This window comes from Litorimonas haliclonae (genome assembly GCF_965138505.1).
In the GTDB taxonomy this organism is placed as follows: Bacteria; Pseudomonadota; Alphaproteobacteria; order Caulobacterales; family Maricaulaceae; genus Litorimonas; species Litorimonas haliclonae.
The window spans coordinates 580,434-606,957 of record NZ_CBCSCO010000002.1; the positions used below are offsets into that span (position 1 = coordinate 580,434).

Here is a 26,524-nt window from a genome sequence, read left to right on the forward strand (position 1 = left end):
CTGTTTTCTGGAATGATTCCGATTAGACTGACGGCGTGAGAGAAAATGTCCTAAATCTCGAGAAGTTTTATGCCAGTCCTTTGGGGCAGGCCGCTCGGGATATGGCTAGCCGCCGCCTGCATTCTCTTTGGCCGGATCTTGCAGGTCGGAATGTCTTGGGGTTCGGGTTCTGCGGTCCTTATTTAGATAGCTATCAAGCCGGGGCTAATCGCATTATTCTTGCAATGCCGGGGGCGCAGGGCGCTTTAGCCCATCGCGGCAAACGCGGCATTATTTCCTGCCTTGTCGAAGAAGATGGCTTGCCGTTCGCGGATTCTACATTCGATACAATCCTATGTGTTCACGGCGTCGAGGAAGCCCCTAATCTGAATCATCTGATGTCAGAGCTTTGGCGGGTTTGCAGGCCGGAGGGGCATATTGTGATCATTGCCTCTAACCGGGCTGGTCTTTGGGCGCGATCTGATCGCAGCCCCTTCGGCGCGGGGCGGCCGTTTACCCGCTCGCAAATGCGAGCAGCCATGCGCGCCGTTGGTTTCCATCCCACGATTTGGTCGGGGGCTCTTTATGCCCCGCCGCTGAAAATGTTTTCCAAGGGCGGGTTTTTGCGCGTTTCCGAGCGATTCGGCGAAATGGTCACGCCTGGACTGTCCGGCCTTATACTGGTCGAAGCGATTAAACGCCTTTATGTGGACCCGGATAGAGGAGAAAAAGCGAAATCTGTTGTGGCAAGACCGCGTTTTGGAACCTCTCCCATTGCTAATTACTCGCCTCCCTCGCATAGATAAGACAATGACTGACAAGACCCTAGAAAACGACGTCGATATAAACCAGGTTAGGTTAGAAATTGACCGCGTGGACAAAGCGCTCCTGAACCTGATCGCCGAGCGGTTAGAGCTATCCAAGGCTGTTCGCCGCGCCAAGGCGGGCATACGCGTATGGCGCCCCTCGCGCGAAGACAGCCATGTGCGTGAATTAGCGGCCGCAACGCAGGATACGCCGGGGCCTCTCGTCAGCCGTATTTGGGCGGAGCTGATGAGCGCAAGCCTGGCGATGCAAGGGCCGATGAAATTGCATGTTGCCCTGGATGGGGACGCTATGTCGTCTTTGACCCTCGTGCGGGATCGGTTCGGCGCGTCTATTCCGACTTATACCTATCCTACCGCCAGTAGCGCTTTGGCGGCTACTTATGCGGATGATGAAGGCGTGGCGGTTCTACCAGCGCCAGGCGGAATGCAAAATTGGTGGACGGCACTCGGCTCCGAAGGGGCAATGCCGGACATGCATATCTTGGCGGGACTACCGAGAACAGGGCAGCAAGACTGGCCGCGAGCTGTGGCCGTGGCGACAGCAGATATTCAGCCCTCAGGAAATGATGAAACGCTCATTCTTTCCAAGGCGGATATTCGGGCTATCCACGAGGGAGCGGCTTTACGGGCCAGTTCGGAACAGCGCCAACTCTATAGCTTGCCGGGATATTTCAAAGACTTGCCGAAATCAGTCAAAGAGCTGGATGCGACAGCCTGTATCATTGGCGTAATACCTAAACCTATTGGATAAAGTGGCTCCTTGAATTAGATGGCTCTTCGGAAATATTTATGACTTTCAACACTATTCTCATTGTCGGCGGCGGGCTGATCGGTAGCTCTATCGCCCGCGCGGCCAAAGCTTACGATCAAGCCAAAACCCTTTATATCACCGACAATTCGCACAGCGCTTGTTCGGCAATCGAACGTCTCGGGATTGCCGATGGCGTGAGTGAGGGGCAGGCGGATTATTTTGCGTCGCAGGCGGATTTGGTTGTTCTGTGTGTTCCTCCCGGGCGGATGGGCAGCGTCGCGGAGAAAATAATTCCAAACATGAAATCCGGTGCAGTTCTGTCTGATGTAGGGTCAATAAAAGGCGCCGTGATAGAGGCTGTAACGCCATTTTTACGCGACGATATCACCTTTATTCCAGCGCACCCGATTGCGGGAACGGAGTATAGCGGGCCGGAAGCTGGATCAGCCGATATGTTCAAAGATCGTTGGTGCGTGTTAACGCCAACCAAAAAGGGATTGCCGGAAACGAAACAATTAAAAGATTTCTGGCAAGGGTTTGGAAGTCAGGTCAGCATAATGACGCCCAAGCGCCATGATATTGTTTTAGCCACAACCTCCCATGTTCCGCATCTGATTGCCTATACTTTGGTTGGCACGGCTGTGGATATGGAAAAGGTGACCGCGAATGAAGTTGTAAAATACTCCGCTGGCGGATTTCGGGATTTCACCCGGATAGCGGCGTCTGATCCCGTCATGTGGCGAGATGTTTTCCTATCTAACCGCGAAGCGACTCTGGAAGTAGTCGACCGTTTTATCGAAGACCTCACGGCGTTAAAACGGGCGATAAGGTGGGAAGACGGCGAAACACTTTTAGAGCATTTCGCTAAAACCCGCGATATTCGCCGCCGTATTGTGGATGCCGGACAGGATAGCGCTGAGCCGAATTTCGGCCGTCACGACTGAGGCGGGAAAGAACTATTCCTGCGGTTTAGGCAAGGGCGTGTCGGGCGCATCTTCTCTTTGTTGGTTGTTAGAGCCCCGCGCCATTGTGACCAATAGTTTCGCATATTCACCTAGAAGTCGGTCGAAGCGATCCCGGTCAGAATACCAGTGAAGTCGATTTTCTGCAGACACAGGATAGGGCGAGATGCGAATTCGGCCTGCCGCGAGAGTGATTTCACTCTGCGCGCGCGGCATGTGATAGGCAGATGTGACTAAGAGTATATGGTCATATCCTAGCGCCTCTGCCCAAGCGGCGGTTTCTCTTGCATTTCCAATAGTATCTTCCGCGGCGTAATCGAGATCAATACAACAGGTTTTTGTTTCTTCAGGTATGTCTAGTAGGTTAAAAAGCGTTTCCGGCTTTAAGTCCCTGTTTACGCCGGAAATTAAAAGCCGCTCGCCTTTGCCTTGTGCGAGTAAAGCCGCTCCTGCTTCTAGCCGTCCGCCGCCAGACCCGGTCCAGACCACAATCCCGTCGGCATTGGGCGCCGTTTTCGGAGTCGAAAGTCCGTCAACTTTCTCGGCAAAAGCAATAAATCCGAATGCCAGAATGAGAAGGGCGACAAAAATGACCAAAGCAAAGAATTTCATCCACGCCCAAAGCTTTTGCCCGCCGCTTTTTTTCTGTTTCGGGGCCGCCTTCTTCATTAGGCGCGTTTCCGTTCGCGAAGAAGCGCTCGTTTGGTGGCAACACCTGCAGCAATTGCGCAGACGAGAACGAAGAGACACCAGAGTCCAACGAGCCAAAAAATATCATTTATAACTTGCCCCAAATTCGACCAGAATATTGTAGGGACGGCGCTAAACATAGAGAGAGCCGCCCAAATGAGCCAAGCTACCAATATTCCAATTCCAGCGCCGGCTGCGCTGCGGCGTCCGGCCTGTCCGACAAAAAGCCTGGCTATAAAGCTATCTGTCGCGCCGACCTGAGCCAGAACCGAGATAATGGAGCGCTGCGCGGCCATGGCAGACCGTGTGGCAAATAAATTGACGCTAACGCCAGCAACCAACAGCAAGGTTAGTAGAGCCGCGCCGCCAACGACCAAAGCTCTTGCTGTTCCTCGTATCTGATCCGCCCAACGGGAATGGTCATCAATAGACGCAACAATCCCGTCTTCCTGTAACTGTGAGGCCAATAGAACGGCATTGGGCGGTCTCGCGTCCTGTGGCGTCTGGATTGTAATTAATCCCGGTAAAGTCAGGCTCTCGGGAAGGTCCAGATTACCAATCCACGGCTTGATCAATTCTTGGGACTCGGATCGGTCAACCACTTCAATTTCGGCGGCATCTCCGACAACCGTCCGAATGGTTTGCGCCGCCCTATTCATCTGAGTTTCGAAATCGTTTTCTGGTGACATCGGGGCGAGGCTCACCTGTACAGTCACGGAGTTAGAGAGTTGAGCTTGCCAGTCGCCAGAAAGTCTTGAGGCCGAACGCGAAAACAAGAGAGCCAAAGCCGCAAGAAAGGCCATAATCGCCAAAACGAGTATCAGAGTCCGAACATTGTGTCCGCGCGTCATCAGGATGGGCTGTTGAGAGGGTAATGGCTGGCTCATGAGACCCCCTCACCAAAATCAGACCGTGCATTCAATCCCTTATAGATACGGCCATCTTCAATTCTAAGAACCCGGGCGTCTAATTCTTGAATGAGGTCTATATCGTGGGTTGCTATCATAACCGTTGTCCCCATCCGGTTCATTTCGGCAAACAGCCTGAGTAGACGTCGCCCGATTTCAGGGTCGACATTCCCAGTGGGTTCATCAGCAATAAGAAGGTTTGGCTTGGCTATCACGGCCCGGGCAATTGCGGCGCGCTGTTTTTCTCCGCCGGATAAAGTTGGCGGAAAGGCCTGCATGCGATGCCCCAGTCCGACCCATTGTAAAAGCTCTGTGACGTCTTGGGTGTATTGTGCTCGGGACTGTCCCGCAACGCGAAGCGGGAGGGACACATTTTCGAATACGCTGAGATGGTCGATAAGGGTGAAGTCTTGTAAAACAACCCCGATGCGCCGTCTGACGGCTTGGCTTTTTCGATTGTCCAACAAGGCCGCGACTTCTCCAAAAACAGAAATGTGGCCGCGTGACGGGGTAAGGGCGAGATAACAAAGCTTCAGAAGGCTGGATTTTCCGGCGCCCGAAGGACCAGTCAAAAAGCTGAAACTTCCTTGTGGGAGCGATAGGTTCACGTCAGATAGAATTTCAGGCCCCCGCCCATAGCGAAGCCCGACATCGCGGAACGCAATGATATCAGACCCGCCGGAGGGGCGCGCGGCCGCAGGATTTAAACCCGGGCTATTGGAGTTTGGCTCAGGACGTGTCAAAATACCTCTTCCACTGTCGAATCGAACTCTTATGATACTGACCTGTCCGGAATGTTCCACCAGTTATATGGCGAAAGATGACGCCATTGGCCCAAATGGGCGTACTGTTCGGTGTACAAATTGCTCTGCTACCTGGTTTGTCCCAGCAGAAACCGAGCCTGCTTCTACCCCTGACGAATTGCAATTGGCGGATATGACGCGCCATGAGACTAACGCACCTGTTGAGCCGCCCGCTTCCGAGCAAACGCATGAAACCGTTCCTTTTACAGCTCCGTCCCAAAAAGGCGCTGATGCCATCATTCGGGATAAGGCTGAAGCCGAGAAAAGACGGGCGCGACGCCGGATAATCTGGCTCATTTGGCTTATTCCTCTTATGTTGATTTTGGCTTTTCTAGCGATTCTTTATTTCGGCCGGAATACAATTGTAGAACGGTTTCCAACAACAGCCCCCATTTATAACGCCATTGGGATAAAAGTGAGTCAGAGCGGGCTCCAAGTTGAGAGTCCAACCCTTCGATTGGCTGTCGTAAACGGAGAGACAACCGTAGTGATTAATGGCGCCATCCGAAATATTTCAAATAAAGCGCAGTCTCTGCCAATGCTTAGATTGTCGCTGCATAACCCTTCGGGAGAGGAAGTGGCAAATTGGCTGGTGGATATGGAAAAACCAGTTTTAAGGCCTAGAGAACGGATAGAATTTGCGTCTGAATATCCTAATCCGCCTCTGGACAGTACGAGCCTGCGCTATCGTCTAATGTAAAAATGTATTTAGAAACGTTCGAGAAGGCGTTCGAGATATTCCCGTTCTTCTTTACGGCGTTCGCGTTCTGCCGCCCTACGGCGCAATTCTTCCATAAGCTCGCGTGACCGATTAGCTTTACCGTCAGGGTCGATGTCGGTTTCGGCGTTTTCAGAATTTTCTCCGCCTTGTTGACGTCCAAGTGGGTCTGTCGCGTCCTGGCCTTCACCGCTTTCGCCGTCTCTCTGACTTTGAAGGGACTCTGCCAGTTTCTCTCCGGCTTCGCGGAGCGCTTGAACAGCTTCCTCTTGTGCCTGGCCCGCGCTTGCAAAATCCCCGCGGGACAACGCCTCCGCTGCGCCGGACATAGAGTTCCGCGCGCGGTCTAATTCATCCTGCGCAGCCTCTGTGCCGCCGCCGTTCTCGTTTCTTTCTCCGCCAAGTTGGTTTCCACCTTCGCCGTCCTCATTTTGACCTCCCGCCGCCTGATCGTCCGACTCTGCGCCGAGTTGAGCGTCCTGGCCTTCATTTTCTCCGAGACGCCCCAGTAATTTTTCGAGTCCTTCCTGTCGGGTGGCTAACTCGCCCGGGCTTAGACTCGTTTCGGGGGAACCGATTTGTTCCCCATTCGGATCTTCTTGCGCTTGGCGTTCGGCCTCGTTCGTTTCATCCTGTAATTCACGTTGTTCGCCCAATAAATCAGCGAGTTCTTCAAGATTTTTCTTCATCTCTTCACTCATTTCGCCGGATAGGCCTTCGCCATCTCCGCCGCCGGATTGCTGTGACAGCTGCATTTGCATGTTTTCTAAAAGCTGAGCCAATTGAGCTAGAGCGCGGCGGGCGCCTTCGACGTCTCCGGCTTTAAAGGCTTCTTCTATTGCTTTGCGGAGTTCCTCAATTTCGTCTGTGGTTCCCATGGAGCCGCTTCCGCCGCCACCCTCCTGCTCGGCAAAGTTACCTTCTTCTAGCGCTTTGCGTTTCAGTTCTTCGGTATAGGCGTCAACGGCGTTGTTATAACGCTCAAACAAAGTGTCGATTTCGCGTTGCGGGGCGCGGCGGGCCATGCCCTCCCGCAAAGCCTGCTCTGCCTCACGCATTTCTTCGAGCGCCGTTCCTAGAACGCCGTACTCGGCCCTTAGAGCAATGGACCAAAGTTCGTCAGGTATCGGATTTATCGTTTCAAGATTTCGGGCATAGCGCAGGCGGGAGCGGACATTGCGAAGCCCCAGATAGACACTGGGGTCACTGAATAAACCATCTGGCCGGTCGGTTACGGCGTCGATCAACTTTGCGGCTCGCTCAATACCTTCGGGCGCGCGGTCTAAACGTTGGGCTGGGTTGAAGGTCCCGTAAATCTGACCCGGAGGTGGTGCGGCGTTTGTTTCCGGAGCGTAATTTGAACCAAGGGCTTGAAGCACGACCGCTCTTTGCTCGATAACGGCTTTAGCCAGAGGTTCGACAAATATTTTGTCCGGCACTCGAAACCAACTTTCAGAGGATAAAGCTGACTGACCCGCTCCGTCAGTGGCTTTTAACCGGGCAATCACTTTCTTGCCGGCCAGCGGGTGGCGCGTCAAATCCATCTTGGACTCCGCCGCGTCTGCTTTCGTTAGTGAGCCGCCACTTAAGGGAATATCGACGGCGGAAGAGTTTGCAAACGGATCTCCCTCTGCCTCCGTAATTTCAGCCATTTCTAAGGATAATTTCGTAACGCCGTAATCATCCTTGAGAGAGTAAGAAATCACTAAGCGGTCCTGTTTGTCGGCTTTCGGCGTGTCGTCGAGAGTGACAATTGGCGGTTGATCCTGAATAACGTTTAAATCCCAGACTTTGTGCTTAGAGCCTATCCTCCAGACGGCGACGCCTGAATCGCGAATAATCGCACGGGCTTCAAACGTTTCATCGCTTAGTTGGTTTAGTTTCAAATAGTTTGTTTCGTCCCCCTGTTTAAGTTTTGGCCGCGGAACGCTCTTGGCGCCATTGAGCCTAACGACCCATTCACTTCCGGCGGGAATTTTTTGAATGTCTTGGCCCTTGAAATAGATCGGAGGGCGGCCCGTATAATCTGGTGGGTCAATCCAGGCCTCAAAGCTCATATTGTCAGGATTAATTCCCGCCTGCCAGACCGGGGTCACGGCGCGACGTAAACGTTCCATATTCGCTCCGTTTCCAATAATCAGAGCTAATATGAGAGCGCAGGGGAGCGCGAGCCGAGCGTAATAAGGATCGCGCGGCGCAACGGTTGGACGCAGACCCGGACGGTTTAGGTTTTGGGCCTGTTTTAGGGCTTTTGCATAATGTGCGGGCCAGCCGTCTGCGCCAATGGCAGGGTGGTCTTCCAATACGTCCAGAGGGCGGTGGGATTGGCCCGAATCTATTTCGACGCGACGCTTTGCTTCGGAAAGACTCGGCAGACGGCGTTTCTGAGCTTTAAACGCGGCGTGTATAAGAAAGGCGAGAGCGGCAATCGCGGCAATAGCGCGCCAAGGGTCTCCAATTCGTTCCCAGACACCGCTAAACGCACCGACCAGAAAGACCGAGATGAAAACCGCCGCCCACAAGAACACAGGAGCATACCGTTCCCAAACGAGCCAGAGGCGGGCCGTTCGCACATAGCGCGCCAGTTTGGTTGTTAGAGCTGTTTTCTCCGGAGATTCCATAATTAAAACGACTATATAGCCCTGACTATATGTGTCGCGTTAAATTTCATCCAAGCTACAGTTGGCCGCGCGGCGACCGGTTTAGCCAGCTTGGCAGGCGTTCAGATTTAAGAATTTCTTCAATTTTGGGTCTTTCGCGAATGACTTCAAACCTGTCTCCTTTGACCATGACTTCAGGCGTCAGAGGGCGGGTATTGTACTGGCTACTTTGAGCGGCTCCGTAAGCCCCAGCAGAATGCAGAACGACCAAATCGCCGGCTTCTAAGGCAGGCATGTCGCGCCCTTTTGTAAAGGTATCGCCGCTTTCGCAAACGGGGCCGACCACGTCATAAGTTGCTTCTTCCGCGTTCGGTCCAGGCGCTTTGACAGGTTCAATGTCGTGATAGGCATCGTAAAGCGCCGGACGCAAAAGGTCATTCATCGCCGCGTCTATGATCAGAAAATCTCTGTCTTCGCCGTTTTTGACGTAGAGAACTTCTGACAAAAGAACGCCGGAATTTCCTGCAATCATGCGGCCCGGTTCGAATATCATTTCGACATCCATATCCCGTGTGAGCTTTTTCACCAGCGAGCCATATTCGGCCGGGAGGGGAGGAGCTTTGGTGTTATCGCCATAAGGAATCCCGAGGCCGCCGCCAATATCGAAGCTTTTTATCGTATGACCAGCCTCACGCAGACGGGAAATTAAGTTTCCGACTTTCTCAATAGCCGCTTCAAACGGGGCAAGTTGATCAATTTGGCTGCCGATATGGACGTCGACGCCGACAATTTCGATGCCAGGCAGTGTGGCGGCGTGAGCGTAAGCCGCCTCTGCGGAAGGCCACGCAATGCCGAATTTATTTTCTTTTTTACCTGTCGAAATTTTTGCGTGGCCGCCCGCTGTCACATCCGGATTTACGCGGAAAGCAATTGGGGCTTTTCTCCCCATGTCTACGGCCACTTCGTTCAAGGCGTTAAGTTCAGCCAAGCTTTCGACGTTAAAGACACGAATATTAGCCCGCAAAGCGGCTCTCATTTCGTCTTTGGTTTTCCCGACGCCTGAGAAAACGATTTTTTGCCCAGGAATTCCGGCCAGGAGAGCGCGCGCCAGCTCTCCGCCGCTGACGACATCGGCTCCAGCTCCGAGCTTTGCCAAGGTGGCGAGAACGGCGATATTGGAATTGGCTTTTACGGAATAGGCCACAAGGGCGTTTATGCCCTCAAAACTATCGGCAAAAACCGAATAATGCCGTTCAAATGTTGCCGTTGAATACACATAAACGGGGGTGCCAACTGTTTCGGCAATGGCCCGCAAAGGCACATCTTCGGCATAAAGTTCGCCGTTTCTATAATCGAAATGTCTCATGTGATCAGCTGTTTCTACTTTATCGGCTTAATAAGGTGTCGTTTCATCGACATAATCTTCGTCGAAAATATCGTCTTCTGTGTCGTCAATAGGACTGTCATTTGTCACGCTGTCCTCATCGGGTTTCTTATCGACTTCATTTCTGGCCTCTCCCCAAAGCGGCGGCGGCGTTTTCAAATCCCCTTTGATTCCGCAGCCTGTGAGGACAAGGGAACCTAAGAGAAGGGCAAGTGTTAAGCCTGTATTAAGGCTGTTGCGACGAACAGAGGGCATAGTGGATCCTATTTCACGGTAAAGTGTCGTTACGGACTCATTGAGCATACGTCCAGCCCATCCGTATGTATAGGTCGGACACAGGACAATATCACAAGAGAAAGGGGTGACCCTCCACAATAACATGAAACAAATTTTACACTCTAAGCGAGGCTCTGCCCTTATGTCCCACCCCCTGATAATGTCTTCAGTATTACTTGGTTGTGCGTTTTCAATCGTCTCACCGGTGAGCGCGAAAGCCGTTGAGACGCGAGGAGAGACTTTCTGCCAGCCTACAAAGAAAGCCGTAAAAATCGTAGATGAGCTATCAGAAGTTAAAGAGGAATACCGAGATATTGTTGATGTTGATATTGACCCAAGGTTTTTGATTAAAGATGGCGGCGTCTGGCCAGAGAGATTTTATCTAAGCGAAGATGGAAAGACGGTGAAAGACCTCCCATTTTCTAAAGAAGACGGGCGTGTCGAAGGATTTATGGCGTCGGCGAGGGCGTACCCAAAAACTGAAATTTGCATAGATGACCCCACGCGCGCGGAGCGCCCTGCGGATGATGAAGGGCTTTATTTCGAAATGGGTCTATCCCCTTTCTTTCATAACCGCAGCGGACGCTATGATATGGAAGAACTAAAAGAAGGCACGAAGGACGGAAAAAAGTTCTATAAAAAAATGATTCCGGGAGCTCTTTCCATGTTTATGCCCGACACGGATTATCTGGCAGTCAAATATGAGGATAGATCGGCGCCGCTCCGCGCCTATGTGTTGCTTGACGGCGTAGAGACTTTGATGAAGGGCGAAAAGGTGAAGGACTTCTACGTTATCTCTTTTAAAAACATGGAAGACTGGGACGCAGAAGGTTTGGTCGTTAAAGGCGGGGCCTATAATCTCCAACCTGTCCCAAGTCCCTCTGTTATGAGACGGTTTGGATGGGGTGAAGACACAGAATCCTGATTAAATTATTTAAACTATTAAAACGGTGAAAATCTGATATCGCAACTATTACATGTCTTTAGAGGGGTAACATGTTGCGAACATTCTTTGTTTTTACAGCCGTTCTGTTGGGGGTAAGACCGCTTTCCGCTTGGGCTGAAACGAATTGTCTGGCCGCCAAAGACCTCGTCAATATGGTTCAGTCATTCTATCGAGCTGATGCAGACCGTATCGACATCATCAAACCTGAATTCAACCTTCAGCTAAAGCCAATTGGCGACAATCCAGCTCCCACGGGCCTTAGATATGTTTACGAAGACCAAGAGATAGACCTTCTTATCGATGAAGAGGGGAATGTTCAGGGGATGGAAAAAGCTTCTTCCTTCAAAAAAGATGGAGAATTATGCAAGCTAATAGACGGTGAAATCGGTGAGAAAACCAAAGAGCCGACCGTCCAAGCTAATATGTCATTCAGTTTTCCTTATTTAAATAAGACGGGCTCTCATAGCGTCGACGAACTTGTCGAAGGGGCAAAAGATGGCTCCAAAATCATGAATTCCCTCGCGCCCGGTGGTATGGGATTTATGGTTCCGGGCCTCAAAGCGATAATTGTCAGCCCGGCGGAGAAAGATGGAGACATGCCCGTTTTACGGTTTATGGAAGGGGACACTCTTACCAGAGGGCCAGAGATTACTCGGGTTAAAAACAATCAGCTTTTCAAAGTCAAAGATTTGAAAAAATCCTGAGCTGATCGCTTAGACGTTTCGGGTTCATACCGGCTTGTTGCGACGTTTGATTTTGACCCAGAAGAAATAGGCAAAGAGGAAGACAAAGTTGCGGGAAGTGCAAAATAATTTACAAAACACCGTCAAAGGCTTAGGCCTTGGGCATGAAATTACTTTTACCTCTCTGCCTATCTGTTTTTTTATTAGCCGCCTGTACTGAGGCGGAGCAGGAGATGCCAGCTTCTCCAGTATCAGAGGCTTCAGTTCACGAGGCGCCTATCTCTAAAGCTGATCCGCAATTGCTCGAAATGGCCATGGTCTCGAAAATCTCTCCGGAGCTTGCCGAGCGGTTCTCAGACCTTGCCCTGACATGCCTACATCAGGAATTCCCCAACAAAATTTCACGAACTACAGATACCGCGGAGGATATTGGGCGACCCAAAGACCTCTTCCCGGTTTTTTATGGCTGTTTTGACTGGCATAGCGCCGTGCATGGTCATTGGATGCTAGTCAGGTTGTTGCGGGTCGCACCTGAGGGTGACTGGAAGGACGAAGCCCGTGCCAAATTAGAGCAAAGCTTTACAGAGGCGAACATTGCCGGAGAAATGGCCAATTTTAACAGGCCAATGCGAGGGTCGTGGGAACGTCCTTATGGTTTAGCATGGTTTCTTCAGTTAACGGCAGAATTACGGGAGTGGAACGACCCCCAAGCGAAAATCTGGCTGGAGCGTTTAAAGCCGTTAGAAGCAGATATCGCTGAGAGTTTAAAAACATGGCTCTCCAATCTTGCCTATCCCATACGTCTCGGCACTCACAATCAGAGCGCGTTTGCCTTTGGGCTTATGTGGGATTGGGCGAAGGTCACAGAAGACCAAGAGATGTTGGCCCTCATAGAAGAGAAGTCTCTCGACTTCCACAAAAATGATGTGAATTGCCCACTCGCCTATGAGCCGAGCGGGGAGGACTTTCTGTCTCCTTGTTTGATGGAAGCGGATTTGATGCGGCGAATTCTGCCAAGAGAAGACTTCCCTGGTTGGCTGTCCGGCTTCATGCCTGATATACCGACAGACGGGTCGTCAGAGTGGCTCGCGCCCGGCGTGGTGAAAGATGCAAGCGACGGAAAGCTTGTTCACCTTGACGGCGTCAATCTTTCCCGGGCTTGGAACCTATTAAATATCGCGGCGTCTCTTCCAGAAGATGATCCGCGCATTCCGGCGTTGGTAGCTTCTGCAAAGTTGCACGAGGAAACGGGTATCGCTGCCGTCTCGGACACGCATTATTCCGGCTCTCACTGGTTGGCGAGCTTTGCAACTTATCTGACAACTTCTCGCGGAGACCCGACCTTAAATGAGCCGAATTGATGCTACGTCAGTCGGAAAATATCAGCAGTCCTTGCAAGCTCATTTGCGATCTGGATTTGGAAAAAGGGCAATGTGTCGGCTGCGGCCGAACACGCGAAGAAATCGCGCGTTGGCTGTCTTATACAGAGTTGCAGAGACGGGCGATTATGGCGGAATTGCCCGGACGTCTTTCTAAATCAGGCAAGTAAATCTCTAGCCAAGTGCTTTTTTCCACCGTTCTACTTGCTTTTTGACTTCACTCGGCGCTGTGCCGCCATAGCTCGTCCGGCTATTGGCCGAGGCTAAAGGTGACAGAACACGGTAGATATCATCTGTGATATGCGGCTCAACAGATTGCAGATCCGCTAAATCCATTTTGTCTAACGTTTTACCCTGTTTTTCGGCTAAAGCGACCACACGTCCAGTGACATGGTGGGCGTCACGAAATGGCATGTTCAAAGACATAACAAGCCAGTCGGCCAGATCTGTCGCTGTCGAAAAGGCGGCGCCGGCAGCGCCTGCCAAGCTTTCTTTATTCGGAGTCATATCATTGACCATACCGGCCATCGCAGCAAGCCCGAGCTCCAAGGCTTCAAAGGCGTCAAAGACGGGTTCTTTATCTTCCTGCATATCTTTCGAATAAGCGAGGGGGAGGCCTTTCATTACGATAGTCAAAGAGGTGAGGGCGCCAACAATCCGCCCGACTTTGGCCCTTACCAGTTCGGCGGCGTCCGGGTTACGTTTTTGCGGCATGATGGAGCTGCCCGTCGTAAACTCATCGGACAGGCTGATGAATTGAAATTGCGCGCTGGTCCAAATAACAATTTCTTCCGACAAACGAGACAAATGTGTGGCACAAATACTTGCCGCCGCGAGCGCCTCCAAGGCGAAATCCCGGGCCGAAACGGCGTCCAGGGAGTTCGCCATTGGCCGGTCAAACTCTAAGGCTTTCGTAGTTGCGTCGCGATCAATAGGGTAAGGCGTTCCGGCCAGAGCCGCTGCCCCAAGAGGGCTCTCATTCATTCTTTGTCGGCAGTCAGCAAAGCGGGAGCGATCCCGCGCAAACATTTCCAGATAGGCCATCATGTGATGACCAAAAGTTACCGGCTGTGCGCTTTGCAGATGCGTGAATCCGGGCATGATGGTGTCGGCGTGTTGATCGGCTTGACCTAAAAGGGCGCTTTGCAAATTAATGAGCAGCGCGTCAAAAAGATCAAGGTAATCGCGCACCCAAAGGCGGAAGTCGGTGGCCACTTGGTCATTTCTAGACCGCCCCGTATGCAGTCGTCCGGCCGCGTCGCCAATTTTTTCTTTTAAACGGTTTTCGACGTTAAGGTGGATGTCTTCCAGCTCGGGTTTAAAAGGAAATGTCCCGGACTCAATTTCTTCCAGAATTTCATCGAGCCCTTTATGAATTGCCAGACAATCTTCTTCGGTGATGATTTTTTGCGCCGCGAGCATGGAGGCGTGGGCTTTGGATCCACGAATATCTTGCGGGGCGAGTTTTTGATCATAGTCGATACAGACATTTATGGCTTGCATCAGGGCGCCAGGCTGTGCGCTGAATCGCCCCCCCCACATCGTCTGGCCTTTTTTCGAATTCTGATTTACAGGCTCGCTCATGTCTACGGTCTCTTCTCTTTTTACCCTTGGCAACGCCATACGGGCCTTACTCATCATCGGCCTCATAGCCGTCTTTGGGGTCGTGGTGCAATCCTGTCAAAAGCCTAAATCAGGGTTGGAACGGTTGAGTGTTGCCTCCTTGTCAAAATTGACAGTATTAGAAACACCTCCGCCGCAACCTGACATCTCATTTTCGTCGACCACTGACGAGGTTATGCACCTGTCAGATTATCGAGGGAAAGTAATTTTGGTCAATGCGTGGGCCACTTGGTGCCCGCCATGCGTGGCTGAAATGCCGTCTCTTAACAACTTGCAAAACCAAAAAGGCGGCGAAGACTTTGAGGTTATCACTATTAGTCTGGATAATAAAAAAGAAGAAATTACAGAGTTTTTTGATAAAAATGGGATTGACGCTCTTCCCTCCTGGCATGACGGCACGTATCAAATAAACGGACTTCTCCAATTGCCGGGCCTGCCAACCACGGTGATCTATGACCGTTCCGGCCGCGAAATCGCACGTCTTTTAGGCGAAGCGGAGTGGGACAGCCCCGAAGCCCTCGCTCTCGTTGACTATTTAATCGCTAGATCAAATAATTAATCTACATCGGCCGGATCTTTCGTCTCGATATCTTCAATGGTAACCGTGCCGTAGGAAAATAGCCCTTTGTCGATTAATTTTCTGATCTTGGTATTGTTCTCGCTCATATATTCTACGACAGAGGGTGAGATCCCCATATTGGCGGACTGAGCATTCGAATACAGATTATTTGGCGCGCCATATTTCCCGTATCCCCCTGTCGTGTCCGCGATTATATCAATAGGTCTATGGAATTTGAGTTTGGCGGTCGCTTCTAATTCCGAATACACGCTGTCGCGCATATACAGCCTGAAATGTTTCCGGATGTCGGTTTCAAAATTTGGGAAGTAAAAAGGAGATACTTCTTTATAAAAACTGGAGATTTTACCTTCTTCAAACCCTCTTAAGGAGTTTGCAAACTCTCCGGCATTCACTTTGAGCGTTCTGCTCACATTATCGCGTTCAAAGGCAATAGCGGGAAGGCCTGGAGAGCCAAGTGTGCCGTCATGGAATCCGTAAATGACAATAGGGTTCTCCCAATTTTTATAGACAATATTTTCCCTGATGTCGCGAAGCGATAGAGGAATGCCGTCTACTTCAAGAATTTTGGCGTCATGTAGCTTTGCTTTGGAGCCGCGAACAGGCTTGATATCTTTTGGCCGGTGAACCGGGTAAGATTTCGAGATCTCATGGATGAGGGCGAGATTGTGTAAATTGAACCAATAGGCCAGCTGGTCATTTTTAGGTAGGGATACAAGCTCAATTTCGGAAGGGAGCCTTTCAAGCTCGATGAGGTATTCGCCTATCAGTTTCTCTTGGCCAGGCGAAAATAGAGAATATACTATTTTATTGCCTTCCAACCTGTAGGGCGACCTGTGTTTTTTCACAATCCGTGTGCCACTATATGGCTCTAACCTTCGTGCTCTTTCGCGCAGAGATGGGCCCGTAAACAAGACGGAGCCTTTCAGAAGTAAGTCCATCCGTTCAAAATCTAGTCTCGTATTCGTGCTGGGGCGAGGCGTAAATTTGTCAAATTTTGATGCCGACATCGTGCTGGACGAGGCCGCGGTCCCGGGCAGAGCGACCAATGTCGATCCAAGAAAGAGGCTCACCAATAACAGTCGAATGAATATAATTAGGGGCTTCATTTATCTCTCTTATCACTCGCCTTAGCGCTTCGAATGGCGTCCTATCCTAAAGTAGCTTTCTATCGTACTTAAGACACCTAAATTTTAAGGGGTGGAACTAATTTCTTCGTCTCTGCGTTATTTGATACAGAGACATTAAGTCTCGGTCATTATTTACGGAGAGAGACCCTATGTTACGTTACGCAATTATAGCTTTGGTTATTGCCCTTATCGCCGCTGCGCTTGGATTTGGCGGAGTGAGCGGAATCGCCATGTATGCCTTTTACGTCTTTATTATTCTGTTTGTTGTGCTGCTGCTCGTTCACCTATTGCAGGGCCGCGCTTAACAGTTTCGGCTTGTTCTTAGCCAAGGCTCATTCCCCTTTGAGCCTCTCCCTTCAGGACTAAGACACGTCGATTTAGCGGGGCAAAACTATACCCGTTTAGCCGCTTTTCCTTAATTGGGAAGGCGGTTTTTATTTTAGAAGGGCCGTGTGAGCCAGAACTGGATTTGCGTATCGGGGGAGCTTTCCGTCAATCCGAACAAAACGCCAGTGGAGAGTTTGACGTCTTCAACAAAGGGTGTGCTGAGATACGGCCCAGCCACATGGCTCTGTTCGTCAAAATCGTCGATGCCTGACGTGTCCCCGTAGGTACTGAACATTTTAACGCCAAGCGCTCGCCCCTGAGGTAGCTTTTTCTGAAGGCGGGCCTGACTTTCGACGGTAAAGTCATCGCCTGAGCCTTGCCCGATTTGCACTTCGGATTTCAGAACGCCGCGCGCTTCCCAGCCTTCTCCAAATTTCCACTGATGTGCCCAGTTAATGCCGAGTTGCCCGGGACGGGAATCCCCTCGGAGCCGTGCGTCAAAGCGCAATCCCTGCTGATATTTCTTATCATCTTCGCTGAGCTGCCAGACAAGTTCCGCTTCGACATAATCAAAATCAAAATCCGACTCCTGCGTCTTCCGAAACCGTCCGACGACCCGCCATCTGAGATCAGAATTGATAGAGCGTTGATAATGCAGGCGTTGAGCGACGCCGGTTTCGCCGCGGGAGTTTTCTGGGTCAATGCCCAGGCGGTATTCGAGTGTGCTGTCACCCTCTTTGACCGTCGCGCCGACAACGCCGCTCGTGTTTTGGGCAAATGCCGAATATGGATTTGCGAACAGACAGAGTCCTATACCGAAATATAGGATGAATTTATGAATATGTGACATAGCTAACCTCTTCTATGTGCCGCCGCCCTTATACCCGCTGCCGTCCAGAACAAACCAAAATTTACAGATAACTGCAGACAGAGCGGGTCTATCTGAGATTCTTTCTTGGAACGATCCGCCTGTTTGGCCATAGTTTTAACATCTGTTAATGGAGAAATAATTTTTATGACGCCTCTCAGCACTGAGAATCTTGAACTTAAACTAGAAGACAAAATCGTTCACATGAGTATTACCGGCAATATTAAGCCGGAATCGATGACCCAGGGTCTCGACTGGATCCATGAATTGGACGCGGAGGATGACGACTTTAACCTCCGGATTGATATGGCCCAAGGTGAATTTGACGATCTGGCCGCTATCAGCGCCGAATTCAAACGCGTGGCCACCGTGCTCCGCCATTCCAAATCCGCGAAAAAATGCGCGCTCATGACCGACAGCATGTTCCTGCGGAACTCTGCCAAGGTCGAAGGCGCCGTGATTCCCGGCCTCGAAGTCCGCACATTTGATCTGGACGAAGCGACGCCGGCCGAACGCTGGCTCAAAGGCGAACCTCTCATACAGGAAGGCGATGAAGGCTATGAGCCGGAAGCGTCCAACGATCAGGCCGAAGAAGAGTCTGATAATCCCTGGGATAGCCTCAAGATGAAGAATGTGAATGTTTAAAATGAGGGATGAGAGGCGAACCGCCTCTCATTAAAGCGATAAAATCGCTTTCCCGAGTTTCTTCGAAAGATTTGGCATAAAGCCAAATATAAGAAGTCTTGCAACCAATGCACTTTCCGAAGTCTCACGACTTCGGCGCTGCGTTGTCATTGATACCCCGTATCAATCACGGCCATTTCGCGTCCTCGAAAGATTTGGCATAAAACCAAATATCGAGAAGCCTCGCAACCTGTACCAAATAATAGCCTTCCCCTCGCGGGAGGGTTTTTCGTTTGTAATATGCTCCTTTCCGCTAATTTCCTGTCATTCCGGGGTGCGGAGCGAACCTCTTCTCCTACCTCGTCATCCCCTTCTGCGTTTGTCATTCCGCTCGGAGCGAAGCGGGGTTAGTGAGGATGTAGCTGACTTTTCAATTCCTTAGTCACACCGACGCAGGCGAAGCCTGCCCGGTGCAAGTGCCTTATGCTTGGCGTCTTGACCCGTAGAAGACGTTTTTCGCTGAACCGGCAAGGCACTTATACCGGGCGACCTGAAGGTCGCGTCGGTATGACATGGGATAGAGGTTTCATAATTTCACCCACGTCTTTCCTCCCGCTCGCCATCTCGGGTCGAGCCTTGCGTTCGTCCTTGAATTAGGTGGACAGCCCGCGGGGTCGGTCCCCTGCCGGAGACCGAATATAGATAACGTTTCGCAAAGGCCCGAGCCCCGCGGCAGCGATTGGAACCGGAACGGCCTCTTACATGGCTCCCACAGTCACGCCGGGACGAAGCCGTTTGCAGCTTCTGGGCGCGGTAGGCAGGCTAACGCGTTCTCGGTGGCCCGGCACAGTCGGGTGTGTCACCACCCGATGCTCAGCCTCGCCGTCCCCCGAACCAGAACCTGACGCGTTCCTGTCCGTGTTCAGAAGAACATCTTAAATATAGGGGCAAAACGCAAAGTGAGGATCTATCTCTTGGGTTTTTTATAGGTGCCTGAATCGATTGGGGTTTTTAGGGGATAAGTGCGGATGTTTATATAACACCCCGCTCATCCCGCCAAAGGGCGGGATCCAGTTTGTGCTATTAGCGACCTGGTACGAATTTACGAGACGGGACTGCGTTCAAACCCGCATACGATTAGACTTATTACAAGCCTTGAGTATCTGGATCCCGCCCTTTGGCGGGATGAGCGGAAATAGGGAGAACATCGCTTTAAGCTCCCCGCTTCCTTTATCCGCTCAATTTCGTCCCAGAAAATGAGGGATGAAACGCGCCGCGTTACATTAGGTCGCTAAAAGCGACCTCCCGAGTTTCCTCGAAAAATTTGGCCATAGCCAAATATGGAGAGGTGTGGCCATTGAGTGCAGAGTTAACGAGCCTCAAGAATCTGATTGTCTAATCCGCTTTACCTCGTCCCATAATTCTTCTTCCTTTGACTTCTCAGGATGAACCGTCGCCAACTCCGCCTCGAGCCGTTTCTGGGCAATCCCGTAGAGATAGTCCTTATCCATATCGATGCCGATAAAAAATGAGGGATAAGATTTTTAAATCGCATTAGGGCGCTAAAAGCGAACTCCCGAATTTCCTCGGAAAATTTGGCTATAGCCAAATATGGAGAGGCTGCGCCGCCCTTGCACTTTCCGAAGTCTCACGACTTCGGCGCTTCGTTGTAATCGACTCACTGGGTCGATTACGGTCACTTCGCGCCCCCGCCGCCATTAACTAAGTCGTCGAGTCATAAGACTGCATAAATGCGATCTTTAGTTGTGTTTTGTCAAGGTGCTATAACACTCCGTCATTACCCGGCCAAGCGCTCTGCGTACCCTAAAGGGCAACCGGGTAATCCATATGGAAATATTTCCATACTCGGAAGATGTGCATTTTAGGCAAGAGCCCCGCATGGATTACCGCATCAAGTGCGGTAATGACGGGGTTGAGAGTTTTATTTTTAAATTGCTCTTAAAGCATACTCCGCTAACACTCTTTCAATGACAGGGGAGTTTGATTGGGAAATGCGCGAGGACGCGGCCGCCTTTACAAGCGGGTCGCAAAAGGCGCGTGTCTGGACCGAAGGCTGGGTCCTGCGCCAGATGTATTGCCCGTCCTGTGGGGAACGGCCCCTTACGGATTATACAAATAACAAACCCGTCGCCGATTTTTACTGTGGCCTCTGTTCCGAGGATTACGAATTAAAATCAACCAAAGGGAAATTCGGGAAGAAAATTACAGACGGCGCTTATGCCACCATGATGGCGCGCCTCCAGAGTGAAACCGTGCCAAGCCTCATGCTCTTGCGATACACGATGGCGGATAGAATGGTGCAGGACCTCTCGGTCATTCCGAAACAGTTTTTCGTGACAGACCTGATAGAACGCCGCAAACCTCTGGCCGAAACGGCGCGACGGGCCGGATGGGTGGGGTGCAATATCCTGATAGACAAAGTGCCAAAGGCCGGGCGAATTTCATTGGTCGAAAATCGTATTCCGCAACCCAAAGACCGCGTTCTGGACAAATGGGCCAAGACACGATTTCTGCGCGGAAAGACCTTAGCGAAAAAGGGATGGGTTTTAGACGTGCTCAACTGTGTTGAACATATTGGACAGACAGATTTTACACTGGCCGACGTTTATAAATTCGAGAATTATCTGAGCGAACTCCATCCCGAAAACAACAATGTGAAACCGAAGATTCGGCAGCAATTGCAAGTGTTACGGGATGCGGGGATTTTGGAGTTTGTTAGGCGGGGAGAGTATAGGGTTCTCACTAATTAGGGCGAAAACCTTCTGAGCGAGCAATCCTGCCAAGAATACCTTTTACCATTATATCCATTTGTGTGTTTTCTGAATAATCTGCAGGGGCTGTGAAATCGGCTCTGCCGTCCGAAATCAGAGCATGGATTTTTCCTAGTGTCCTGGTATCTCTTTGAGGGTCATATGTCGCGATGGAATGTCCTCCATTGTAAGTGGTCATCTTCATGGCAGGGATGTCTGTGTCCCCATCTCCTATAAAAATAATCCTCGAAAATGGAATTGGTCGTTCATTTTCTGGCATGAAAGCATTGATACTGGTGTTATCCCATGCATTCTCAACACCTTTATTAATTCTGAACAAGAACTGGGTTTTTGTGGTGTAATTAATTGCTAGGCTTGGCCACGATGCTTCACCGTTGTCATCATAGATATAACGAGACGCAAAGATTTTTCGAAAATGACTTGCGATTGGACTGCCTTCAATCATTTCTTGGGTTCCAGAGGATACTATATAGTGCTCTAGGTGAAGGCCATGATCTTTTGCGAACTTATTTAATCTTGTAAACCAACTGTCGTCTTTCAATCCGTTAAATAGATTTGATGTTTTGCCGTGATTTTTCAGTCGTTCTTTAGTTAAAGGGTTTCCGTTTGCTTTTGCTTCTTGGAGCATCAACTGCATATATACTAAAATTTCGTCAGAATCATTTTCTTTTGTTACCAGTTTTACTTTTTCCCAAAATTCAGAAGTATCAAGTCCGACAGATGGGAGGAAGCTGTGCTCTTGGATATTTCCTTTAGCGAGAGTGCCATCATAATCGTAAACAATAGCAGTCCTCTTTAATTCTGGAGCGGGATTGGAAGATTTTTTGCGAAACATAAATTACCTTTTAAAGTGCAGATACCGTTCCTATACACGATATTAACATTCCTACAATTCTAACGTTTAAAGTTGTGAGCTATTTGAAAATTTTGGTTTAGAATAAGGTAGTAAAAGACGGCCTGAGAGCTTCCTACTTAAAAACCTAACGGAACTCCACACCCGCTTAAATCATTCTATCTTTCCCCACCTTCGATTGACGGAGAGAGATTATGATCAAGACGAGCACCACCCAACTCGATTTTAAAGACGGTATTGCCTTTATGACCGTGACCGGAAAGGTTTCCGAGGCGGATATGACGGCGGCGCTGGACTGGCTGCAATCGCAGGCGGAGCAGCAGGCGGAGTTCAATCTGTGTGTCGAGATGGACAAGCTGGAGTTTCCGAGCCTCGGCGCGTTCAAGGAAGAGTTTGGCCGTCTGGGCGAAGTTTTCAAAATGGCAAAATCCATGAAGAAATGCGCGCTGATATCGCGGAGCGGGTTTGTCCGCACCTTTGCCAAGGTCGAAGGCGCGCTCTGGCCCGGTCTGGAAATCCATGTTTATGAGCCGGAAGAGCGGCCAGACGCCGTTGCTTGGTTGAAGATGGGACTGGGGTAGGGGCGCAGGCCCTTATCCCCTCGTCATTACCGCGCTTGACGCGGTAATCCATGCGGCGCCGTCACGGTGTAGAGGGCATTTTCTATCTGGCTTGACCCGAGAGGTTTGAGAAAACCTTTAATCTAATTTTTTTTTTGAAAGGGCGCCATATGGATCCCCCGATCAAGTCGGGGGATGACGGTTTAAATAGGGCAATAAAAAAGGAGGCTCTCGAAACAAGTCGGGATCCGCCTAATTATTATACCAATGGAATTTTCCGATCTCCGCCGCCCTAATTTAATCCGCGCATGAAAAAGGCGGCCCGAAGGCCGCCTTCGTAATATTTCGCGAGACTGGAAAGTCGGCGAGGGATGCAACACTTGGACAATTTTGCTTTGGCAAAATTTCCAAGAAACTTCGGAGGCCGATTTTATCGGCCTAGTGTTGAGCGCATTTGCGCCCAATCACCCGAAGTTTACATCATACCTCCCATACCCCCCATTCCGCCCATGCCGCCCATATCAGGCATGCCGCCGCCGCTGTCTTTTTGCGGAGCTTCACAGATGGCGGCTTCTGTTGTCAGGATAAGACCTGAGACAGAGGCAGCGTCGAGAAGCGCTGTGCGGACGACTTTAACAGGGTCGATAATACCGGCTTTGACCATATCGACATATTTGTCGTTCTGGGCGTCATAGCCGTAATTGGCTTTGTTTTCGGAAATGATGTTGCCGGCCACAACCGCGCCTTCGACGCCTGCATTGTCTGCGATCTGGCGCAGAGGGTATTGCAGAGCGGCTTTGACGATTTCGATACCCGCTTGCTCGTCATCATTGAGGCCTTCGACATCGATGAAGCGAGAGGCACGGAGGAGTGCGGTTCCGCCCCCTGGGACGATGCCTTCTTCGACAGCGGCGCGTGTGGCGTTCAGCGCGTCATCGACGCGGTCCTTACGCTCTTTCACTTCGATTTCGGTAGAGCCGCCGACTTTGATGACAGCCACACCGCCGGCGAGTTTCGCCAGACGCTCTTGCAGCTTTTCTTTGTCGTAATCGGAAGACGTCGCTTCAGCTTGCGCGCGGATTTGCTCGACGCGGGCTGTGATGTCTTTCTTCTTGCCGGCCCCATCGACGATGGTTGTGTCGTCTTTGGTGATGTGGACGTGCTTGGCTGTACCGAGGTCTTTCAGTGTGACGTTTTCGAGCTTGATGCCGAGATCGTCAGAGATGACTGTGCCGCCGGACAGGATCGCGATGTCCTGCAGCATGGCTTTCCGGCGATCGCCGAAACCAGGCGCTTTGACAGCTGCGATTTTCAGTCCGCCGCGCAGTTTGTTGACCACGAGCGTTGCAAGGGCTTCGCCTTCGATATCTTCGGCGATGATCATCAGAGGCTTGCCGGTTTGGACAACCGCTTCGAGGATCGGCAGCATAGGCTGAAGCGATGTCAGCTTGCCTTCGCAAAGCAGGATATACGGATCGTCCAGCTCGGCTTTCATCTTTTCGGAATCGGTGATGAAGTAAGGGGACAGGTAACCGCGGTCAAACTGCATGCCTTCAACAACTTCGAGTTCGGTTTCGGCTGTTTTGCCTTCTTCGACGGTGATGACGCCTTCATTGCCTACTTTAGACATGGCTTCGGCAATCATTTCGCCGATAGACGCTTCGCCGTTGGCAGAAATTGTCCCGACCTGAGCGATTTCCTCAGACTTGGAGATTTTCTTGGCTTTGGCGAGCAGGTCTTTTGCGATTTCAGTCGACGCTTTGTCGATACCGCGTTTCAGATCCATCGGGTTCATACCGGCGGAAACGCGCTTCAGGCCTTCGCGAACGATAGCTTGCGCCAAAACGGTCGCTGTGGTTGTGCCGTCGCCGGCTTTGTCGTTTGTTTTGGAGGAAACTTCACGGAGCATCATCGCGCCGAGGTTCTGGAACTTGTCCTCCAGCTCGATTTCTTTCGCAACGGACACGCCGTCCTTGGTTGTGCGCGGGGCACCGAAAGATTTCTCGATAACAACGTTACGACCTTTTGGGCCGAGGGTGACTTTGACTGCATTGGCGAGAATATCTACACCTTCCAGCATTTTGGCTCGTGCTTCCGAACCGAATTTGACGTCTTTAGCCGCCATAATAATATCTCCTTAGAGAATTGAGTGTTCAGGTATTAAAAAAGGCGTGCTGGCTTAACCAATCACACCCATGATGTCGGATTCTTTCATGATCAACAGGTCTTTGCCGTCAATCTTGACTTCTGTACCGCCCCATTTGCCAAACAGGACGCGATCGCCTTTTTTGACATCGAGGGCAACAACTTTGCCGTCTTCGCCGCGGGCGCCGGGGCCAACAGCAACAACTTTGCCTTCGGAAGGCTTTTCAGTCGCGGTATCAGGAATGATAATGCCGCCGGAAGTTTTTGTGTCTTCTTTGACACGTTCGACGACCACACGGTCGTGGAGGGGACGAAAATTCATAGTCTCACTCTCTCAGGTTCTCAGGGTTAACGTTTAGCACTCCCATAGAGAGAGTGCCAGTGACACGCATATGAGAGGGCGCTAGGGCGTCCGCAAGTGCGAAGATGCAAATTTTTTATAAAATTTTCGAAATGAATAGGCCGCCTGCTTTGACCTTGGATGGCAGGGCAAAAAAAAACTGCACGGCCCACTCCAAAGAACAGGCCGTGCAGGGCGAAAGGACTGCGAGGGGGGAGAGAGGCAGTCCGATTAGAGGGCGCGGGTTACTTTATCAGGTCCGGCCATTTCGCATCCGCTTTGGTAATAAAAGCGGAGCGATCCTTATCCCATTTGGATTGAATGTCGGCGTTATAGTTGAGGTAGAGCTTATTATCGACAATGCGCCAATGCTTTGCGTCGCCTTTGGCCGTTTTGCCCTGCGCGGCGGCCCAGGCGCAATATCCGCCATATTGCGGCGCGTATTTGTCGGGGGTTTCCAAAAATGCGTCGAGATTGGCCTGAGAGGAAAATTTCCATTCCGCGCCATTATAGTCGGTCGAAAAGTCCTTGGAGCCTTCTACGGCCTCGCCCTGTTTGAAATAGGCCACGGCGTCATAGCCTTGCAGGGCGTCATTGGAAAACGTCCCGGTATAGACGGGGGAGCCGCCTGCATACGCCATTGGCGCGGCGGTCATCAAAGGCGCTCCGATAAAAGCAAGCGCGAGCGCGAGGGATTTGATCTGCATCTGTCTGTCCTTTCAACGACCGGTATCTGGTTTGTCGGCAGACCTTTAAAGTTTAAAGCCCGCCGACAATGACCCCGTCATATCAAAAACCCGCCCTGCGGTCTTTGCACAGAGACGTCACGAATGTGTGAGAGGGGGGGCGGATAAGTAGTCACGGGAGAAGAGCCCGAATAAACAAACTTTTTGAACACGTCATTGCCCGACTTGATCGGGTAATCCATTTGGGGGCGTTTCTAACTTATGAGGGTTCAATGAGTCGGGAAATTGCCACGATAAAAGCGAAGATGTCCCAGACGGAAACATCACAGCATGGATTCCCTGATTAAATCAGGGAATGACGGGGGAGGGTTAGTCTTTCTTTGCGGCGCGCTCCATCATTTGCCTTCCTTCTTCCAACAGGTTTAAAAACTCTTTGCTGTCGATACTTGGAATCTCTTTTCCCCTGACTTGCCAAATGCGCATGCCTAATTTCATTGCCATATCTTCTTCGGCCAATCGCACCCCTTCAGCAACTAAATCTTTAAAGGCTAAATTCTGATTTTTAGTATTTTTGTCTGACACTGAAACGATTCCTAACTCGTCTTCACCGTTTTGGCGCGGCGGCGTTTGGGCTTGCTCTTCGTCGCGGCGACGAGGGGAGATTGGAGTTGTTCATAAAGCATGAAGAGGTGCTCCACCCGTTCCCGCTCACTCTCGAACGGTTTCTTGCGGTAAAGGCGGTCCACGGCTTTATCATTGGCTTGATGGGCTTTGCGAAGGGCGGGGGGCATGGCTTTTTTGTTCGACAATTAAAACGCCCGGCCAAAGCAGGCCTATGAATTGGGAGTTGCCTTTCAGGTCTTTGACGGCTTCTTCATATCGGCCCACGCTTTTGCGTTTAATGCCGAAGACATTGAAAAAATTTCATAGAAACTTTGCGTCTAGCCCCTTTAGTAAACCGCATCTTTCCATTCTTCGGAAAAGGCTTTGGCCCGAATTTTGATTTCATTCCAACTTAGTCGCAAAATAAGTCCCCTCTGAACTCACCCCTAGCGTGTTGTCTCTGACAGGGACACTGTTTTTTGGGCCGTGC

Annotated in this window: 28 protein-coding genes; 13 read left to right on the forward strand and 15 right to left on the reverse strand. The window is 50.9% G+C overall.

Translation table 11 applies throughout. From position 1 onward, the window contains the following. The first annotated feature begins 35 nt into the window (after positions 1-35). Genes ACNA05_RS06975 through ACNA05_RS06985 form a run of 3 tightly spaced genes read left to right on the forward strand, consistent with a single transcriptional unit; the run spans position 36 to position 2,501 of the window. Positions 36-785 (forward strand): class I SAM-dependent methyltransferase, encoded by a 750-nt coding sequence (locus ACNA05_RS06975; protein ID WP_415810703.1) that lies wholly within the window; start codon positions 36-38, stop codon positions 783-785. Between the two features lie 4 nt (positions 786-789). Continuing rightward, entirely contained in the window at positions 790-1,557 is a 768-nt protein-coding gene (locus ACNA05_RS06980) for a chorismate mutase (protein WP_415810704.1), read from the forward strand. Between the two features lie 38 nt (positions 1,558-1,595). Further along, a complete protein-coding gene (locus ACNA05_RS06985) occupies positions 1,596-2,501 on the forward strand; it encodes a prephenate/arogenate dehydrogenase family protein (protein ID WP_415810705.1) in 906 nt (301 codons plus the stop codon). A 12-nt stretch (positions 2,502-2,513) separates the two neighbouring features. Here ACNA05_RS06985 and ACNA05_RS06990 read toward each other — a convergent pair whose 3' ends face one another. The 3 genes from ACNA05_RS06990 to ftsE are packed head-to-tail and all read right to left on the reverse strand — an operon-like array spanning position 2,514 to position 4,785. Next, a complete protein-coding gene (locus ACNA05_RS06990) occupies positions 2,514-3,188 on the reverse strand; it encodes a YdcF family protein (RefSeq protein WP_415810706.1) in 675 nt (224 codons plus the stop codon). Continuing rightward, positions 3,188-4,096 carry a cell division protein FtsX gene (locus ACNA05_RS06995; protein WP_415810707.1) on the reverse strand — a complete coding sequence of 303 codons (909 nt, stop codon included), beginning with the start codon at positions 4,094-4,096 and terminating at the stop codon, positions 3,188-3,190. The genes ACNA05_RS06990 and ACNA05_RS06995 overlap by 1 nt, the downstream gene beginning before the upstream one ends. Beyond that, the gene (ftsE, locus tag ACNA05_RS07000) at positions 4,093-4,785 is read right to left on the reverse strand and encodes a cell division ATP-binding protein FtsE (protein WP_415810772.1); all 693 of its coding nucleotides are present in this window, start codon (positions 4,783-4,785) and stop codon (positions 4,093-4,095) included. Before ftsE ends, ACNA05_RS06995 begins: the two co-directional genes overlap by 4 nt. Before the next feature lie 106 nt (positions 4,786-4,891). Between ftsE and ACNA05_RS07005 the strand changes: the two genes are divergently transcribed. After that, positions 4,892-5,620 (forward strand): DUF3426 domain-containing protein, encoded by a 729-nt coding sequence (locus tag ACNA05_RS07005; protein ID WP_415810708.1) that lies wholly within the window; start codon positions 4,892-4,894, stop codon positions 5,618-5,620. 8 nt (positions 5,621-5,628) lie between these two features. Here ACNA05_RS07005 and ACNA05_RS07010 read toward each other — a convergent pair whose 3' ends face one another. From ACNA05_RS07010 to lptM, 3 genes are read right to left on the reverse strand one after another with little or no spacing between them, the layout of a single operon-like run. Next, positions 5,629-8,259, reverse strand: a complete 2,631-nt coding sequence (locus tag ACNA05_RS07010) for a DUF4175 domain-containing protein (protein WP_415810709.1) — start codon at positions 8,257-8,259, stop codon at positions 5,629-5,631. A gap of 55 nt (positions 8,260-8,314) precedes the next feature. After that, positions 8,315-9,604, reverse strand: a complete 1,290-nt coding sequence (gene lysA, locus ACNA05_RS07015) for a diaminopimelate decarboxylase (protein ID WP_415810711.1) — start codon at positions 9,602-9,604, stop codon at positions 8,315-8,317. A gap of 27 nt (positions 9,605-9,631) precedes the next feature. Beyond that, on the reverse strand, positions 9,632-9,925 hold the full coding sequence (gene lptM / locus ACNA05_RS07020; protein ID WP_415810712.1) for an LPS translocon maturation chaperone LptM: 294 nt from the start codon (positions 9,923-9,925) through the stop codon (positions 9,632-9,634). 115 nt (positions 9,926-10,040) lie between these two features. Here lptM and ACNA05_RS07025 point away from each other — a divergent pair, with 115 nt between their 5' ends. The 4 genes from ACNA05_RS07025 (at position 10,041) to ACNA05_RS07040 (ending at position 13,076) form a co-directional block, all read left to right on the forward strand. Then, positions 10,041-10,823 (forward strand): hypothetical protein, encoded by a 783-nt coding sequence (locus ACNA05_RS07025; protein WP_415810713.1) that lies wholly within the window; start codon positions 10,041-10,043, stop codon positions 10,821-10,823. Positions 10,824-10,894: 71 nt separating this feature from the next. Beyond that, the gene (locus tag ACNA05_RS07030; protein ID WP_415810714.1) at positions 10,895-11,548 is read left to right on the forward strand and encodes a hypothetical protein; all 654 of its coding nucleotides are present in this window, start codon (positions 10,895-10,897) and stop codon (positions 11,546-11,548) included. 143 nt (positions 11,549-11,691) lie between these two features. Continuing rightward, positions 11,692-12,888, forward strand: a complete 1,197-nt coding sequence (locus ACNA05_RS07035; protein ID WP_415810715.1) for a DUF2891 domain-containing protein — start codon at positions 11,692-11,694, stop codon at positions 12,886-12,888. Next, positions 12,888-13,076, forward strand: a complete 189-nt coding sequence (locus ACNA05_RS07040) for a DUF1289 domain-containing protein (RefSeq protein WP_415810716.1) — start codon at positions 12,888-12,890, stop codon at positions 13,074-13,076. The genes ACNA05_RS07035 and ACNA05_RS07040 overlap by 1 nt, the downstream gene beginning before the upstream one ends. A 4-nt stretch (positions 13,077-13,080) precedes the next feature. Here the strand turns inward: ACNA05_RS07040 and argH are convergent, their stop codons facing one another. Further along, positions 13,081-14,490, reverse strand: a complete 1,410-nt coding sequence (gene argH / locus ACNA05_RS07045) for an argininosuccinate lyase (protein WP_415810717.1) — start codon at positions 14,488-14,490, stop codon at positions 13,081-13,083. Here argH and ACNA05_RS07050 point away from each other — a divergent pair. Continuing rightward, positions 14,489-15,088, forward strand: coding sequence for a TlpA family protein disulfide reductase (locus ACNA05_RS07050; RefSeq protein ID WP_415810718.1), 600 nt, complete (start codon positions 14,489-14,491; stop codon positions 15,086-15,088). The genes argH and ACNA05_RS07050 overlap by 2 nt on opposite strands. Here the strand turns inward: ACNA05_RS07050 and ACNA05_RS07055 are convergent. Continuing rightward, positions 15,085-16,215 carry a DUF547 domain-containing protein gene (locus ACNA05_RS07055; protein ID WP_415810719.1) on the reverse strand — a complete coding sequence of 377 codons (1,131 nt, stop codon included), beginning with the start codon at positions 16,213-16,215 and terminating at the stop codon, positions 15,085-15,087. The genes ACNA05_RS07050 and ACNA05_RS07055 overlap by 4 nt on opposite strands. A 170-nt stretch (positions 16,216-16,385) precedes the next feature. Here ACNA05_RS07055 and ACNA05_RS07060 point away from each other — a divergent pair, with 170 nt between their 5' ends. Next, positions 16,386-16,541, forward strand: a complete 156-nt coding sequence (locus ACNA05_RS07060; protein WP_415810720.1) for a DUF1328 family protein — start codon at positions 16,386-16,388, stop codon at positions 16,539-16,541. A gap of 134 nt (positions 16,542-16,675) precedes the next feature. Here ACNA05_RS07060 and ACNA05_RS07065 read toward each other — a convergent pair whose 3' ends face one another. After that, positions 16,676-17,413, reverse strand: a complete 738-nt coding sequence (locus tag ACNA05_RS07065) for a hypothetical protein (RefSeq protein ID WP_415810721.1) — start codon at positions 17,411-17,413, stop codon at positions 16,676-16,678. A gap of 165 nt (positions 17,414-17,578) precedes the next feature. On the opposite strand from ACNA05_RS07065, the gene ACNA05_RS07070 reads away from it, so the two are divergent. Together ACNA05_RS07070 and ACNA05_RS07075 are read left to right on the forward strand one after the other, a co-directional pair. Then, complete coding sequence (locus ACNA05_RS07070) at positions 17,579-18,076, forward strand: SpoIIAA family protein (RefSeq protein WP_415810722.1); 498 nt, start codon at positions 17,579-17,581, stop codon at positions 18,074-18,076. A gap of 1,967 nt (positions 18,077-20,043) precedes the next feature. Further along, entirely contained in the window at positions 20,044-20,826 is a 783-nt protein-coding gene (locus ACNA05_RS07075) for a DpnI domain-containing protein (protein WP_415810723.1), read from the forward strand. Here the strand turns inward: ACNA05_RS07075 and ACNA05_RS07080 are convergent. Further along, the gene (locus ACNA05_RS07080; RefSeq protein ID WP_415810724.1) at positions 20,819-21,682 is read right to left on the reverse strand and encodes an HAD family hydrolase; all 864 of its coding nucleotides are present in this window, start codon (positions 21,680-21,682) and stop codon (positions 20,819-20,821) included. The two genes, ACNA05_RS07075 and ACNA05_RS07080, sit on opposite strands and share 8 nt — an antisense overlap. A gap of 212 nt (positions 21,683-21,894) precedes the next feature. Between ACNA05_RS07080 and ACNA05_RS07085 the strand changes: the two genes are divergently transcribed. Further along, positions 21,895-22,281 (forward strand): SpoIIAA family protein, encoded by a 387-nt coding sequence (locus tag ACNA05_RS07085; protein ID WP_415810725.1) that lies wholly within the window; start codon positions 21,895-21,897, stop codon positions 22,279-22,281. Positions 22,282-22,735: 454 nt separating this feature from the next. Here the strand turns inward: ACNA05_RS07085 and groL are convergent, their stop codons facing one another. The 5 genes from groL to ACNA05_RS07110 all read right to left on the reverse strand — a co-directional run bounded on the left by groL (position 22,736) and on the right by ACNA05_RS07110 (position 26,240). Continuing rightward, positions 22,736-24,385 carry a chaperonin GroEL gene (gene groL, locus ACNA05_RS07090; RefSeq protein WP_415810726.1) on the reverse strand — a complete coding sequence of 550 codons (1,650 nt, stop codon included), beginning with the start codon at positions 24,383-24,385 and terminating at the stop codon, positions 22,736-22,738. Between the two features lie 54 nt (positions 24,386-24,439). Continuing rightward, positions 24,440-24,727 (reverse strand): co-chaperone GroES, encoded by a 288-nt coding sequence (gene groES / locus ACNA05_RS07095; RefSeq protein WP_415810727.1) that lies wholly within the window; start codon positions 24,725-24,727, stop codon positions 24,440-24,442. Positions 24,728-24,990: 263 nt separating this feature from the next. Continuing rightward, a complete protein-coding gene (locus ACNA05_RS07100; protein ID WP_415810773.1) occupies positions 24,991-25,401 on the reverse strand; it encodes a YHS domain-containing (seleno)protein in 411 nt (136 codons plus the stop codon). A gap of 399 nt (positions 25,402-25,800) precedes the next feature. Then, positions 25,801-26,013 carry a hypothetical protein gene (locus ACNA05_RS07105; RefSeq protein ID WP_415810728.1) on the reverse strand — a complete coding sequence of 71 codons (213 nt, stop codon included), beginning with the start codon at positions 26,011-26,013 and terminating at the stop codon, positions 25,801-25,803. A gap of 11 nt (positions 26,014-26,024) precedes the next feature. Beyond that, a complete protein-coding gene (locus tag ACNA05_RS07110; protein ID WP_415810729.1) occupies positions 26,025-26,240 on the reverse strand; it encodes a type IIL restriction-modification enzyme MmeI in 216 nt (71 codons plus the stop codon). Positions 26,241-26,524 lie beyond the last annotated feature (284 nt).

Coding starts and splice junctions, on each gene's coding strand:
- ACNA05_RS06980 (WP_415810704.1), top strand. CDS start 790: ATGACTGACAAGACCCTAGAAAACGACGTCGATATAAACCAGGTTAGG.
- ACNA05_RS06985 (WP_415810705.1), top strand. CDS start 1,596: ATGACTTTCAACACTATTCTCATTGTCGGCGGCGGGCTGATCGGTAGC.
- ACNA05_RS06990 (WP_415810706.1), bottom strand. CDS start 3,188: ATGAAGAAGGCGGCCCCGAAACAGAAAAAAAGCGGCGGGCAAAAGCTT.
- ACNA05_RS06995 (WP_415810707.1), bottom strand. CDS start 4,096: ATGAGCCAGCCATTACCCTCTCAACAGCCCATCCTGATGACGCGCGGA.
- ACNA05_RS07005 (WP_415810708.1), top strand. CDS start 4,892: ATGATACTGACCTGTCCGGAATGTTCCACCAGTTATATGGCGAAAGAT.
- ACNA05_RS07010 (WP_415810709.1), bottom strand. CDS start 8,259: ATGGAATCTCCGGAGAAAACAGCTCTAACAACCAAACTGGCGCGCTAT.
- lysA (WP_415810711.1), bottom strand. CDS start 9,604: ATGAGACATTTCGATTATAGAAACGGCGAACTTTATGCCGAAGATGTG.
- lptM (WP_415810712.1), bottom strand. CDS start 9,925: ATGCTCAATGAGTCCGTAACGACACTTTACCGTGAAATAGGATCCACT.
- ACNA05_RS07025 (WP_415810713.1), top strand. CDS start 10,041: ATGTCCCACCCCCTGATAATGTCTTCAGTATTACTTGGTTGTGCGTTT.
- ACNA05_RS07030 (WP_415810714.1), top strand. CDS start 10,895: ATGTTGCGAACATTCTTTGTTTTTACAGCCGTTCTGTTGGGGGTAAGA.
- ACNA05_RS07035 (WP_415810715.1), top strand. CDS start 11,692: ATGAAATTACTTTTACCTCTCTGCCTATCTGTTTTTTTATTAGCCGCC.
- ACNA05_RS07040 (WP_415810716.1), top strand. CDS start 12,888: ATGCTACGTCAGTCGGAAAATATCAGCAGTCCTTGCAAGCTCATTTGC.
- ACNA05_RS07050 (WP_415810718.1), top strand. CDS start 14,489: ATGTCTACGGTCTCTTCTCTTTTTACCCTTGGCAACGCCATACGGGCC.
- argH (WP_415810717.1), bottom strand. CDS start 14,490: ATGAGCGAGCCTGTAAATCAGAATTCGAAAAAAGGCCAGACGATGTGG.
- ACNA05_RS07055 (WP_415810719.1), bottom strand. CDS start 16,215: ATGAAGCCCCTAATTATATTCATTCGACTGTTATTGGTGAGCCTCTTT.
- ACNA05_RS07060 (WP_415810720.1), top strand. CDS start 16,386: ATGTTACGTTACGCAATTATAGCTTTGGTTATTGCCCTTATCGCCGCT.
- ACNA05_RS07065 (WP_415810721.1), bottom strand. CDS start 17,413: ATGTCACATATTCATAAATTCATCCTATATTTCGGTATAGGACTCTGT.
- ACNA05_RS07070 (WP_415810722.1), top strand. CDS start 17,579: ATGACGCCTCTCAGCACTGAGAATCTTGAACTTAAACTAGAAGACAAA.
- ACNA05_RS07075 (WP_415810723.1), top strand. CDS start 20,044: ATGACAGGGGAGTTTGATTGGGAAATGCGCGAGGACGCGGCCGCCTTT.
- ACNA05_RS07080 (WP_415810724.1), bottom strand. CDS start 21,682: ATGTTTCGCAAAAAATCTTCCAATCCCGCTCCAGAATTAAAGAGGACT.
- ACNA05_RS07085 (WP_415810725.1), top strand. CDS start 21,895: ATGATCAAGACGAGCACCACCCAACTCGATTTTAAAGACGGTATTGCC.
- groL (WP_415810726.1), bottom strand. CDS start 24,385: ATGGCGGCTAAAGACGTCAAATTCGGTTCGGAAGCACGAGCCAAAATG.
- groES (WP_415810727.1), bottom strand. CDS start 24,727: ATGAATTTTCGTCCCCTCCACGACCGTGTGGTCGTCGAACGTGTCAAA.
- ACNA05_RS07100 (WP_415810773.1), bottom strand. CDS start 25,401: ATGACCGCCGCGCCAATGGCGTATGCAGGCGGCTCCCCCGTCTATACC.